At 63.9% G+C, this 12,472-nt stretch carries 12 protein-coding genes; 9 read left to right on the plus strand and 3 right to left on the minus strand.

What is annotated here, in order from left to right:
- Positions 1-10 precede the first annotated feature (10 nt).
- From KW824_RS16290 to bacA, 5 genes are all read left to right on the plus strand, one after another.
- Positions 11-1,057, plus strand: a complete 1,047-nt coding sequence (locus KW824_RS16290) for a UDP-glucose--hexose-1-phosphate uridylyltransferase (protein WP_218410321.1) — start codon at positions 11-13, stop codon at positions 1,055-1,057.
- On the plus strand, positions 1,054-2,202 hold the full coding sequence (galK, locus tag KW824_RS16295) for a galactokinase (RefSeq protein ID WP_218410322.1): 1,149 nt from the start codon (positions 1,054-1,056) through the stop codon (positions 2,200-2,202). Before KW824_RS16290 ends, galK begins: the two co-directional genes overlap by 4 nt.
- Positions 2,203-2,250: 48 nt before the next feature.
- The gene (galM, locus tag KW824_RS16300) at positions 2,251-3,243 is read left to right on the plus strand and encodes a galactose-1-epimerase (protein ID WP_218410323.1); all 993 of its coding nucleotides are present in this window, start codon (positions 2,251-2,253) and stop codon (positions 3,241-3,243) included.
- A 132-nt stretch (positions 3,244-3,375) separates the two neighbouring features.
- Positions 3,376-4,371 (plus strand): aldo/keto reductase, encoded by a 996-nt coding sequence (locus KW824_RS16305; protein WP_218410324.1) that lies wholly within the window; start codon positions 3,376-3,378, stop codon positions 4,369-4,371.
- A 269-nt stretch (positions 4,372-4,640) separates the two neighbouring features.
- Positions 4,641-5,456, plus strand: a complete 816-nt coding sequence (gene bacA, locus KW824_RS16310) for an undecaprenyl-diphosphate phosphatase (protein ID WP_218410325.1) — start codon at positions 4,641-4,643, stop codon at positions 5,454-5,456.
- A gap of 63 nt (positions 5,457-5,519) precedes the next feature.
- On the opposite strand, the gene KW824_RS16315 is transcribed toward bacA, so the two are convergent.
- The 3 genes from KW824_RS16315 to KW824_RS16325 form a co-directional block, all read right to left on the minus strand.
- Positions 5,520-6,197: a ChrR family anti-sigma-E factor gene (locus tag KW824_RS16315; protein ID WP_139751719.1), complete on the minus strand. Its 678-nt coding sequence runs from the start codon at positions 6,195-6,197 to the stop codon at positions 5,520-5,522.
- Positions 6,190-6,759, minus strand: a complete 570-nt coding sequence (locus KW824_RS16320; RefSeq protein ID WP_218410326.1) for a sigma-70 family RNA polymerase sigma factor — start codon at positions 6,757-6,759, stop codon at positions 6,190-6,192. Before KW824_RS16320 ends, KW824_RS16315 begins: the two co-directional genes overlap by 8 nt.
- Positions 6,760-6,883: 124 nt before the next feature.
- Positions 6,884-7,450, minus strand: coding sequence for an LON peptidase substrate-binding domain-containing protein (locus tag KW824_RS16325; RefSeq protein ID WP_218410327.1), 567 nt, complete (start codon positions 7,448-7,450; stop codon positions 6,884-6,886).
- Positions 7,451-7,764: 314 nt separating this feature from the next.
- Here KW824_RS16325 and argS point away from each other — a divergent pair, with 314 nt between their 5' ends.
- The 4 genes from argS to hslU all read left to right on the plus strand — a co-directional run bounded on the left by argS (position 7,765) and on the right by hslU (position 12,471).
- Positions 7,765-9,510 carry an arginine--tRNA ligase gene (argS, locus tag KW824_RS16330; protein ID WP_218410328.1) on the plus strand — a complete coding sequence of 582 codons (1,746 nt, stop codon included), beginning with the start codon at positions 7,765-7,767 and terminating at the stop codon, positions 9,508-9,510.
- Between the two features lie 3 nt (positions 9,511-9,513).
- Entirely contained in the window at positions 9,514-10,353 is an 840-nt protein-coding gene (locus tag KW824_RS16335) for an SPOR domain-containing protein (RefSeq protein ID WP_171269354.1), read from the plus strand.
- Between the two features lie 187 nt (positions 10,354-10,540).
- Positions 10,541-11,074, plus strand: coding sequence for an ATP-dependent protease subunit HslV (gene hslV, locus KW824_RS16340; RefSeq protein WP_025328697.1), 534 nt, complete (start codon positions 10,541-10,543; stop codon positions 11,072-11,074).
- Between the two features lie 68 nt (positions 11,075-11,142).
- A complete protein-coding gene (hslU, locus tag KW824_RS16345) occupies positions 11,143-12,471 on the plus strand; it encodes an HslU--HslV peptidase ATPase subunit (protein WP_005328414.1) in 1,329 nt (442 codons plus the stop codon).
- The last annotated feature ends 1 nt before the right edge of the window (position 12,472 follow it).

Below are 12,472 nucleotides of genomic sequence, written 5' to 3' on the forward strand. Positions count from 1 at the left end.
TGGAGTGATGATGTTCAACCCTGTTGATCACCCCCACCGCCGTTTCAACCCGCTGACCGGCCAGTATGTGCTGGTCTCCCCCCACAGGGCCAAGCGCCCCTGGCAGGGTCAGGTCGAAAAAATAAGCCAGGCGCCGAGCCAGTCCCACGATCCGGACTGCTTCCTCTGCGCCGGCAACAAGCGCGTCACCGGCGACCAGAACCCCGACTATCGGGACACCTTCGTCTTCACCAACGACTTCGCCGCCCTGATGCAGGACACCCCGGCCGCCGGCGATAAGCAGGATCCCCTGCTCAAGCTGGAGGCGGCCCGCGGCACCAGCCGGGTCATCTGCTTCTCGCCGGATCACGGCAAGACCCTGCCCGAGCTGCCCCTGCCCGCCATCGAGGCGGTGATCACCACCTGGATGAGCCAGGTCGCCGAGCTGTCAAGCCAGTGGGAATGGGTGCAAGTGTTCGAGAACAAGGGCGCCGTCATGGGCTGCTCCAACCCCCACCCCCACGGCCAGCTGTGGGGCAGCGACTTTTTGCCCAACGAGATAGCCCGCGAGGAGCAGCACCAGCGCGACTGGCTGGCCGAACACGGCCGCCCGCTGCTGCTGGACTACATGGAGCGGGAGCTGCAAGACCGCTCCCGCATCGTGGTGGAGACGGCACACTGGCTGGCAGTGGTGCCCTTCTGGGCGGCCTGGCCGTTCGAAACCTTGCTGCTGCCCAAGGCCCATGTGCCCTCAATGCTGGATCTCACCCGGGAGCAGCAAGAAGATCTGGCGGTGGCGCTCAAGGAGCTCACCAGCCGCTACGACAACCTGTTCGAGTGCAGCTTCCCCTACTCCATGGGCTGGCATTTCGCGCCGCCGAACTCGGACTGCCCCGAGGCTTGGCAGTTGCACGCCCACTTCTACCCGCCCCTGCTGCGCTCCGCCACGGTGCGCAAGTTCATGGTGGGCTTCGAGATGCTGGCCGAAACCCAGCGGGACCTGACGCCGGAACAAGCCGCGGAACGCCTGCGTTCCCTCTCCCCCGTTCATTACAAAGCCAATGAGGTGACCCCATGACCCCCAGCCAACGCGTCAGCGCCGTGTTTGCCGAGCAGTTTGAGCAACAACCCGACCTGCTGGTGCGCGCCCCCGGTCGCGTCAACCTCATCGGCGAGCATACCGACTACAACGACGGCTTCGTGCTGCCCTGTGCCATCGACTACGAGACCTGCGTCGCCATCGGCCGGCGCAGCGACAACCTGGTGCACGTGATCGCCGCCGACTACGGCAACCAGCGGGATCTGTTCAGCCTGGACAAGCCCATCACCCATCACCCGGACCAGCGCTGGAGCGACTACATCCGCGGTGTGATCAAGCATCTGCAGGCCCGTGGCCATGCCCTGCGCGGCCTCAACCTGGTGGTCTCCGGCAACGTGCCCCAGGGCACCGGCCTCTCCTCGTCCGCCTCCCTGGAGGTGGCCATCGGCCAGGCCTTCAAGGAAGCCCAGGGGCTTGCCATCAGCCAGGCCGAGATTGCCCTCAACGGCCAGCAGGCGGAGAACCAGTTCGTCGGCTGCAACTGCGGCATCATGGATCAGATGATCTCCGCCAGCGGCGAGCGGGATCACGCCCTGCTGCTGGACTGCCGCACTCTGGAGACCCGCCTCATCCCCATGCCCGCGGATCTGGCGGTGCTGATCGTCAACTCCAACGTGCGCCGCGGCCTGGTGGACAGCGAATACAACACCCGCCGCCAGCAGTGCGAGACCGCCGCCTGTCACTACGGGGTCAAGGCGCTGCGCGACCTGGATCTGGCCGCGCTGGAGGCGGGCAAGGCCGGACTGGACGAGGCCTGCTACCGCCGTGCCCGCCACGTGGTGGGGGAAAACGCCCGCACTCTGGCCGCCGCCGACGCCCTGGCGAGCGGCGATCTGGTACGCCTCGGCGAGCTGATGGGACAGTCTCATGCCGCCATGCGGGATGACTTCGAGATCACGGTGCCCCCTATCGACGGCCTGGTGGAGATCATCAAGGCCCAGATCGGCAGCGAAGGCGGCGTGCGGATGACCGGCGGCGGCTTCGGCGGCTGCGTGGTCGCCCTGCTGCGCCCGGAGCGGGTGGCCGAGGTGATCGCCGTGGTCGAGGCCCAGTACCCGGCCAGGTTTGGCCTCCAGGCGGACTGCTATGTCTGCCGCGCCAGCGCCGGGGCGGGTAGGCTCTAACGGGAAGCACATGAGTGACAGGTCACCGATCATCGAAACGGGCAAACCATGAAAACATTCGAACTGGAAAACGAGGAGGGGCTGCGCCTGCGCGGCCTCGAATTTGGCGCCACCCTCACCTCCCTCAGCCTGCCGGTAGCTGGCCAGCGCCGTGAAGTGCTGCTGGGCTGCGCCGACGAGGCTTATGCCGCCCAGCAGGTGTGGCTGGGGGCAGTAGCGGGTCGCTTTGCCAACCGCATCGGCGGCGCCGAGCTGGTGCGAGGGGACGAACGCTGGTCTCTCGAAGCCAATCAGCCCCCCCACTGCCTGCACGGCGGGCGCGACGGATTCCATCGCCAGCCCTGGCAGATCAAGGAGCAGGAGGCGGACAGGGTCAGACTGGCGCTGCTATCAAGAGCGGGAGATCAGGGCTTCCCCGGCAACTTGCGGGTGACCCTGGAGTACCGGCTGGAGCAGCACGATCTGGTGGTCGACTTCAAGGCCAGCACGGATGCACCGACCCCGGTCAGCCTCACCAGTCACGCCTACTTCAACCTCGATGGCCACCAGGCTGGCAGCGATGTACGCTCCGATATTCGTCACCATGTCATCAGCATCAATGCCGATCGCTTCCTGCCCACCGACCAGAGCGGTTTGCCGCTCGCCATCACGCCGGTGGAGGGCCCCTTCGATCTGCGCAATGAACGTCTTATCGGCAAGGATTGGCTGAGCCATCCCCAGCAACAACAGGCCAAGGGCTTTGACCACGCCTTTGTGCTGAACGGCCCCGAACAGGCGTGGGCGGCACGGGTGGTGTCCGGGGATGAACAACTGGTGATGGAGGTCCACACCAACCAGCCCTCCTTGCAGTTCTACACCGGCAACTGGCTGGCCAGCACGCCGGACCGCAGCGGCCGGCCATACCGGGATTACGACGGTTTCTGCCTGGAGGCGCAGCAACTGCCGGACAGCCCGAACCGGCCGGAGCTCGGCGACCCCTGGTTGCTGCCGGGCCAGCTATATCACCATCAGACCCGTTACCGTCTGATCCCCACAGACTAAGACCCCCTCCCGCCCCCCCTTCAAAAGGGGAGGTGCGATGATGCTCCTCCCCTTATGAAGGGGAGGAGTGGGGCTCTTCACCTCCGCTTGCTAACGACAGTCCACCGAGCCAACTCAGGAGCCTTGATAAACATGGATGATCACTACCTCGCCGCGCCGGATCGCTACCAGCGCCAAGCTTACAGAGCCGCCGGTCGCCACGGCCTGCGCCTGCCCGGCATCGGCCTCGGGCTCTGGCACAACTTTGGTGCAGGGAGCGATCCCGCCAGGGTGAAGGCCATGGTGCATCAGGCGTTCGATCTGGGGATCACCCACTTCGATCTCGCCAACAACTACGGGCCACCGCCAGGCTCCGCCGAAACCACCTTCGGCGGCGTGCTCAAGGGCAGTCTGGCCCCCTACAGAGATGAGCTAATCATCGCCAGCAAGGCGGGTTACGTGATGTGGGACGGCCCCTACGGCGACGGCGGCAGCGCCAAATACCTGTTTGCCAGCCTGCACCAGAGCCTGCGCCGGCTCGGGCTCGACTATGTGGACATCTTCTATCACCACAGACCGGATCCCCGCACCCCGCTGGAGGAGACCTGTCAGGCTCTGGCGCTCATGGTACGCCAGGGCAAGGCGCTCTATGTCGGCCTCTCCAACTACCCGGCCGAGCTTGCCGCCAGGGCGGCGACCCGGCTGGCCGAACTCGGCACCCCCTGCCTGGTCAATCAGCTCAAGTACTCCCTGTTTCAGCGCGACATCGAGGCCGAGACGCTGCCGGTCTGCCGCGAACAGGGGATGGGGGTGGTCGCCTTCTCGCCCCTGGCGGGGGGGTTGCTCAGCGATCGCTATCTGGAAGGGATCCCGGCGGATTCCCGCGCCGCCAGCACCAGCCCCTTCCTCCAGCCCGACCAGATCACCGCAGACAAGCTGGCCCGCATTCGCGCCCTGCACGCCCTGGCGCAGCAGAGGGGGCAGCCCCTGTCACAGCTGGCATTGCAGTGGGTGCTGCGCGATCCCGTGGTGAGCTGCGCCCTGATCGGCGCCAGCAGCCCGCAGCAGATAGTGAGCGCGGTCGAGGCACTGGCCCTGCCGCCACTGGACGAGGCGCTGCAGCAGCAGATCCTGGCGGTGCTGGCATGACGAATTGACCCGCCACGGGCGGCTGACTGGCCGTGGCGGTCATGTCAGAAGGTGACGGGGCGGCAACAACGTCCGAGGTAGTGCTACTAAAGCCGCTGCGCCCTGACCCTGCACCATGCGGAAAGTACCGGCCGCCAGACAAGGGCCGGAAACCGCACAGGAGCCCCCAATATTCTCTGGTTGCCCGCGTGATTTTCCGCCATCATTGGCCGCCCCGACCCTGATCGGGGCTGATTTTATCCGGACCCATCAACCAAGAGATCTGTACCATGACCGAATCCTACGCCCTGTTTGTGGCCTTCGTGCTGGGCATAGTGGAAGGCCTGACCGAGTTTCTGCCCGTTTCCTCCACCGGCCACATGATCATCGTCGGCCACCTGCTCGGTTTCGAAGGCCCCAAGGCCGCCACCTTCGAGGTGGTGATCCAGCTGGGATCCATCCTGGCGGTGGTGGTCATGTTCTGGCGCCGCCTGTTCGGCCTCATAGGCGTCCATTTTGGCCAGAAACCGGTACAGGGGCATGCCACCCTCTCCCTGATACACATCATCCTCGGCATGTTGCCCGCCGTGCTCATCGGCCTCGCCATTCACAGCTGGATCAAGGCCCATCTGTTTGGCCCGGAAACCGTGATGTATGCCCTGGTTGCCGGCGGTATCCTGCTGATCATCGCCGAGAAGTTCCGCCCCGCCGTCACCGCCGAGACCCTGGACGACATCAGCTACAAGCAGGCGTTCGGCGTCGGTCTGTTCCAGTGCCTGGCGCTCTGGCCCGGCTTCTCCCGCTCCGGCGCCACCATCAGCGGTGGCATGCTGATGGGCATCAGTCGCCATGCGGCGGCAGAGTTCTCCTTCATCATGGCGGTGCCCATGATGATCGCAGCCAGCGGGCTGGACCTCTACAAGAGCCGCGACTTCCTCTCCATGGCCGACTTCCCCATGTTTGCGGTGGGCTTCGTCACCGCCTTCGCGGTCGCCATGGTCGCCATCAAGACCTTCCTGGCGCTGATCCGTCGCCTCGACTTCATCCCGTTCGCCATCTACCGTTTCGTGGTGGCCTTCGCCGTCTACCTGGTATTTGTGGCCTGATCCCGAGGGATTGCCTCATGAAAAAAGGGACCTTTATGGTCCCTTTTTGCTGTCCGACATGGCTCAGTAGAGGCGATGGCTGATGCCGTTGAGCAGTCGCGACAGGCCCTTGGTGAACTGCACCGGCGCATCCTGCACCGTGTAGCAGAGGCAGCCGTCCGGGGTGTGCGGGCTGTGGGCATGGCTGGCATCGCGCCAGATGAAATCTCCCGCCTGATAGCGGGTGTCGCCGTCCTCTATGGTGCCTCCCAGCAACAGCGTCAGTTCATAACCCTTGTGGGTATGCTCAGGGATGTACCCGCCTGCCTCGATATGGAGCAGGCTGGCGCGGGCTCCCATCTCGTCCAGAGGCAAACTGTGCTGGCGAATGGCCCCGATATGGCGCCACTTGGGCGCATGGTGGCGGGCCAGCACCCGTGGCAGGTGGTAACTCTGGCCTGCCACCCGCAGCTCGGGCGCCGGCCGTACCGGTTGGCCGAGTTCGGCCGGGCTGGCCACGGGTTGTTGCAGTATGCCTGCCAGCATGGCGTCGAGTTCCAGCGGCATGGTCTCGCTTATCGCCGCAGGCTGATCTGCCGGCTCCAGATACTGGCGAGCCAGCTCCTCTTCACAGCCCTTGAGTCGGGCGGCACAATCGGGGCAGAGCTCGCAATGGGCAGAGACACCGACGGCCAGCGGCAGGGGCAACTCGTCGGCGGCAAAGGCCCGCAACATGAGTTCGGTCGGATGGGTCTTAATCATGGCCTTGCTCCACTTGCTCTTTCAGTTTCTGTAATGCCAGCCGGAGGCGTGACTTGATGGTCCCGAGCGGCACGCCGAGTCGGTCTGCCAGCTCCTGCTGGGAAAACTCCTGCAGATAGATACCGCGCACCACCTGCTGTTGCGGCTCCGGCAGGGTGGCGAGGTAATCTGCCATCTGGCGGGTCAGCACCGCATCTTCACCACCGCTCAGGTGCTCCTCTTCCGCCCTGAACTCCAGCAGGGGCCACAGCTCCTCGGCGCAGAGATCCTCCTTGCTGGCGCGACGGCGCCGCAGCATGTCGAAACTCTGGTTGCGCATGACGGTATAGATCCAGGTCGTCGGCGCCCCCTTCTCGGGGTGATAGAGCCGCGCCTTCTGCCATACCAGCAGCATGGTCTCCTGCACCAGCTCGAGGGCGTTGGCCTCGCTGCCGAGATGGCGAATCCCATAACTGCGGATGCGCGGTGCAAAGTGCTGGAACAGGGTGGCGAAGGCGACCTTGTCGCCGTGCTCGGCCACCCTGATGAGAAGAGACGTCAGATCGCCATCTGGGTTGTCCATGGGGGGCGATGTCCTGCGTAGAGCCGATTGTGGTTGGCCAGTATATGCCATTGCGCCATCCCTTGAATGTTGCTGTCATCACCATTACGACGGGCGGGGCAAAAGGATCACCGGGGACGGGAATTCAATGGCTCGCGACCAGCAGGCCGCTCAACAGGGAGAGGGCGGGCTGGTTGTCCTTGGCCGCGACCAGCCATTGCTTCTGCTCCACCGGGATGGGCAGCACCTCCAGCCAGCGTTGTGCCACCCAGCTGGCATCGTTCCAGTCGGGTTCCGGGTAGAGGGCCGCGTACTCCGGATAGTCGTTGAACACGTCCTGCAACGCCTTGGCCAGGGAGTGCTGGTCGGCCTTGAGCCGACCTCTCTGCCAGGGGGGCAGCGGCTCCACCTCGCCGACCCGCAGGCCGTCCGGCTCCTGCCACAGGTCGACTATTTTGACCCGCTCCACCCCGAGCACTGTGATGCCGAGCAGGCCGTCCGGCAGCAGATCGAAATCGATGATCCGCACCCGGGTGGCGATGGGATACATGTTGCGCAGCGCATCGGGCTGGCGGGGGTCCAGCATGCAGAGCGCAAACTCCCGCTCCTGCGCCTCGGCTATCATGCGCTGATACCAGGGCTCGAAGATGCGCAGCGGCATGATGCCGCCGGGCAGCAGGTGGGCGGAGAGTGGAAACAGCACCAGTGTCATGGGAATCGTCCTCTAGCGACTTCCTCTAAGGATACGACCGCCGGACGACGCGGGATCATTCAGACCAAATTGGAATAAATAACCCCTTAACAAACAGGGGGAAATAGCCTGGACAAGCCGCTTCGATATGCAGTAGAAATGGATAAGCACCACTTATTCAAATCAATATTCTGTAATGTGGTGAAAAACGCAGTGAAATATCCGCCACCCCAAGGGGGTCGGGCCATTCCTATAGTTTTCTCGGCCCGATGCGGGTAAAATTCACGCCCTTATCCAGTTAGTCATTTTTCGACGCGCAACCTCGGTGGTCAGTTATGAAAGAGCATATTCATCATCTACTTGAACAAACGGTAGCCAATCTCAAGTCCGCGGGCGTCCTGCCGGCCGACCTGGAAGCCCGGGTGCAAGTAGACCGATGCAAGGAGAAGGCTCACGGCGACCTGGCCACCAACCTGGCCATGCTGCTGGCCAAACCGGCCCGCAAGAACCCCCGTGAGCTGGCCGCTGCCATCATCGAGCACCTGCCCACCTCCGATCTGATCGCCAAGGTCGAGATCGCCGGCCCCGGCTTCATCAACTTCTTCTTCGACCCGAGCTGGCTGGCCGGTCAGGTGGAAGCCATGGTGACCTCTGCCAACGCCAACGTGAAGCTGCCCGCGCCACAGACCGTGGTGGTGGACTACTCGGCGCCGAACGTCGCCAAGGAGATGGCGGTGCACCACATCCGCTCCACAGTCCTCGGTGACGTGGCCGCCCGCGCCCTGGAGTTCCTCGGCCACAAGGTGGTGCGTGCCAACCACATCGGCGACTGGGGCACCCAGTTCGGCATGTTGATCGCCTATCTGGAGAAGATGGCCAACGAGCACGCCTCCGACATGGAGCTCAAGGACCTGGAAGCCTTCTACACCCAGGCCAAGCGTCACTACGACGAGGACGAAGCCTTCGCCGAGCGCGCACGCAACTACGTGGTCAAGCTGCAGGGGGGCGATGAGTACTGCCGCACCATGTGGAAGAAGCTGGTCGACATGACCATGGAGCAGAACCAGCGCAACTACGATCGCCTGAACATCTCCCTGTCCAACAAGGACATCATGGGCGAGTCCATGTACAACGACATGCTGCCCCAGATCGTGGCCGACCTGAAAGCCAAGGGGCTGGCGGTCGAGAGCGAAGGGGCGACCGTGGTCTTCCTCGACGAGTTCAAGAACAAGGATGGCGAGCCCATGGGCGTCATCATCCAGAAGAGTGACGGCGGCTTCCTCTACACCACCACCGACATCGCCTGTGCCAAATACCGTTACGAAACCCTGGGCGCCGACCGCGTCATGTACTTCATCGACTCCCGTCAGCACCAGCACCTGATGCAGGCCTGGACCATCACCCGCAAGGCGGGCTATGTGCCGGAGTCCGTGCCCCTCGAGCACCACGCCTTCGGCATGATGCTGGGCAAGGACGGTCGTCCCTACAAGACCCGCTCCGGCGGCACCGTCAAGCTGGTCGACCTGCTGAACGAAGCGGAAGAGCGCGCAGCCGCCCTGCTGGAGAGCCGCAACAGCGACCTCTCTGCCGAAGAGAAGGCCAAGGTGGTGCACGCCATCGCCATGGGTGCGGTCAAGTATGCTGATCTCTCCAAGAACCGCACCACCGACTACATCTTCGACTGGGACATGATGCTGTCGTTTGAAGGCAACACTGCCCCTTACCTGCAGTACGCCTACACCCGCATCCAATCCATCTTCCGCAAGGCGAACATCGATGCCGAGGCCCTGACCGGCCACGTGACCCTGAACGAAGAGGCCGAAGAGGTGCTGGCCCAGAAGCTGATCCAGTTCTCCGACGCAGTCAACGGCGTGGCGGACAAGGGCATGCCACACTTGCTGTGCACCTATCTGTACGAGCTGTCCGGAAACTTCATGACCTTCTACGAAGCCTGCCCGATCAACAAGGATGGCGTGGACGAAGCGACCCGCAACAGCCGCCTGCTGCTGTGCGCCGCCACCGCCAAGGTGCTCAAGCTGGGCCTGGGCGTGCTGGGCATATACACCCTGGAGCGCATGTAATAGATGGCGACCCGGGATTACGTCAGCAACAGCCCGAGACGACGGGCCGGTGGTCGTAACATCAAGAAAGCGGCACCTCGCCGCTTTCCTGTTATCCCGGCACTGCTGGCCGGGGCCCTGGTCGTCGGCTTTGGCGCCTTCCTTTACCTGATCAACGGCAAGGGGGCGGATGCCCCCACCATCGAAGAGCAGGTGAAGGCCAACAAACCCAAGGCTCAGGGCAATACCCTGCCTCAGGAGAAGTGGAGCTACATCGAACGGCTGGAGAACAAGCAGGTGGACATCATAGAGCCGCCGCCCCAGCCGGGCGTGCTGCCACCGCCGCCTGCCGAGACTCTGACCCTGCAACCTGAGAAGCTGCCGCAGCCGGTACCGACCGAGATCCCCCAACCGGGGACCCCCATCGGTCAGGTGAAGCCCTTCCAGCCGCAACCGGTACAACCGGCCAAGCCGGCCACCGGTGCCCCGGTCGCCAGCGCGCAAGAGCAGGTGATCAACCAGAAGGCCGAGCGTGAGCGGATGGAGCGGGAGATCCGTGCCGAACTGGAGCGGGAGCGGGCCGAGGCCGCCAGGGCCAAGGCGGCGACCCAGACAGCGGCAGCCGACGGCGGTCGTTACATGATGCAGTGCGCCGCGCTGCGCTCGCAGGATTCCGCAGAGTCGCTCAAGGCGCGCATCGCCTTCGGCGCCGGCCTCTCCTCCAGCCTGCAGGTGGTCAATGGTGCCAATGGCACCGTCTACAAGGTGATGGTGGGCCCCTTCAGCGGCAAGGCGGCGGTCGATGCGGCCAACCGCAAGCTGCAAGGCTCCGGCATCAGCGGCTGCATCCCCAAGAAAGGCTAGCCACAGAGCCAATCAGGAAGGGCCGGGGGACAACCCCGGCCCTTCTCCTTTCGACCCCCCTCTCCCTCGCCGACATGGCCTCCCCTTTTTTCCCGACAACAGGCAGGCTTGAAAAGCCGGTTTGCCATCCCCATCTTTCTTGCCATGCACAGTCCGGCCGTCATTCGGCTCAAGCGAGGTAAGTAAAGTGACTACCATAGTTTCCGTCCGCCGCAACGGCCAGGTCGTGATCGGCGGTGATGGCCAGGTCTCCCTCGGCAACACCGTCATGAAGGGCAACGCCCGCAAGGTTCATCGTCTCTACAACGGCAAGGTGCTGGCAGGTTTTGCCGGCGGCACCGCCGACGCCTTCACCCTGCTCGAGCGCTTCGAAGCCAAACTGCAGGCCCATCAGGGCAACCTGGAGCGCGCCGCCGTGGCGCTGGCCAAGGACTGGCGCACCGATCGTGCCCTGCGCCGCCTCGAAGCCCTGCTGGCCGTGGCCGATGAGCACAAATCCTTCATCATCACCGGCAACGGTGACGTGGTGCAGCCGGAGCATGATCTGATCGCCATCGGCAGCGGCGGCAACTTCGCCCAGTCCGCCGCCATCGCCCTGCTGGAAAACACCGATCTGGATGCCAGGACCATAGTCGAGAAGTCCCTCAAGATTGCGGGCGACATCTGCGTCTTCACCAACGGCAACCACACCATCGAAGTGCTGGACTACAGCGCCAAGTAAGGGCGCCCGTCAGCCAACTCATTCTCCAAGGGGTGGGCCCTGCCCGCCCCGGATACAGGAACTCCATCATGTCCGAGATGACCCCGAGAGAAATCGTCCACGAGCTGGACCGTCACATCATCGGTCAGGCCGATGCCAAGCGTGCGGTGGCCGTGGCCCTGCGCAACCGCTGGCGCCGGATGCAGCTCAGCGAAGAGATGCGCCATGAAGTGACCCCGAAAAACATCCTGATGATAGGCCCGACCGGGGTCGGCAAGACCGAGATCGCCCGTCGTCTGGCCAAGCTCGCCAACGCACCCTTCATCAAGGTGGAAGCGACCAAGTTCACCGAAGTGGGCTATGTGGGCAAGGAAGTGGACAGCATCATCCGCGATCTCACCGATGTCGCCATCAAGCTGGTGCGCGAGACCGAGATGGAGAAGATGAAATACCGCGCCGAGGAAGCCGCCGAGGAGCGCATCCTCGACGCCCTGCTGCCGAACCCGCGCAATAGCTGGGGCGAGGAGGAGAAGGCCGACAACTCCAACACCCGCCAGATCTTCCGCAAGAAACTGCGGGAAGGTCAGCTGGATGACAAGGAGATCGAGCTGGATCTGGCCGCCACCCCCATGGGCGTCGACATCATGACCCCGCCGGGCATGGAAGAGATGGCCAACCAGTTGCAGGGGCTGTTCCAGAACCTGGGCCAGCAGCAGAAGAAGAAGCGCAAGATCAAGGTCAAGGAGGCCATGAAGGCGCTGATCGAAGAGGAAGCGGCCCGCCTGGTCAACCCGGAAGAGCTGAAGCAGAAGGCCATTGCCGCGGTCGAGAACAACGGCATCGTCTTCCTCGACGAGATCGACAAGATCTGCAAGCGCGGCGAGAGCTCGGGCCCCGATGTCTCCCGCGAGGGGGTACAACGCGACCTGCTGCCGCTGGTCGAGGGTTGCACCGTCAACACCAAGCACGGCATGGTCAAGACAGACCACATCCTGTTCGTTGCCTCCGGCGCCTTCCAGGTGGCCCGTCCGTCAGACCTCATTCCCGAGCTGCAGGGTCGCCTGCCGATCCGGGTCGAGCTGACCGCCCTCACCACCCATGACTTCGAGCGGATCCTGACCGAGCCGAACGCCTCCCTGACCGATCAGTACCAGGCCCTGATGGCCACCGAAGGGGTCAAGATCGAGTTCACCCAGGACGGCATTCGCCGTCTGGCCGAGGCGGCCTGGCAGGTCAACGAGCGCACCGAGAACATAGGTGCCCGCCGTCTGCACACGGTGATGGAGCGGCTGATGGAAGACATCTCCTACGACGCCTCCGAGAAGTCCGGCGAGACCTTCGTCATCGACACCGACTACGTCAACGCTCACCTGGGTGCCCTGATCGAGGACGAGGATCTGAGCCGCTATATTCTGTAGG

This window comes from Aeromonas sp. sif0611 (genome assembly GCF_019218845.1).
GTDB lineage: Bacteria > Pseudomonadota > Gammaproteobacteria > Enterobacterales > Aeromonadaceae > Aeromonas > Aeromonas media.

Coding starts and splice junctions, on each gene's coding strand:
- KW824_RS16290 (WP_218410321.1), top strand. CDS start 11: ATGTTCAACCCTGTTGATCACCCCCACCGCCGTTTCAACCCGCTGACC.
- galK (WP_218410322.1), top strand. CDS start 1,054: ATGACCCCCAGCCAACGCGTCAGCGCCGTGTTTGCCGAGCAGTTTGAG.
- galM (WP_218410323.1), top strand. CDS start 2,251: ATGAAAACATTCGAACTGGAAAACGAGGAGGGGCTGCGCCTGCGCGGC.
- KW824_RS16305 (WP_218410324.1), top strand. CDS start 3,376: ATGGATGATCACTACCTCGCCGCGCCGGATCGCTACCAGCGCCAAGCT.
- bacA (WP_218410325.1), top strand. CDS start 4,641: ATGACCGAATCCTACGCCCTGTTTGTGGCCTTCGTGCTGGGCATAGTG.
- KW824_RS16315 (WP_139751719.1), bottom strand. CDS start 6,197: ATGATTAAGACCCATCCGACCGAACTCATGTTGCGGGCCTTTGCCGCC.
- KW824_RS16320 (WP_218410326.1), bottom strand. CDS start 6,759: ATGGACAACCCAGATGGCGATCTGACGTCTCTTCTCATCAGGGTGGCC.
- KW824_RS16325 (WP_218410327.1), bottom strand. CDS start 7,450: ATGACACTGGTGCTGTTTCCACTCTCCGCCCACCTGCTGCCCGGCGGC.
- argS (WP_218410328.1), top strand. CDS start 7,765: ATGAAAGAGCATATTCATCATCTACTTGAACAAACGGTAGCCAATCTC.
- KW824_RS16335 (WP_171269354.1), top strand. CDS start 9,514: ATGGCGACCCGGGATTACGTCAGCAACAGCCCGAGACGACGGGCCGGT.
- hslU (WP_005328414.1), top strand. CDS start 11,143: ATGTCCGAGATGACCCCGAGAGAAATCGTCCACGAGCTGGACCGTCAC.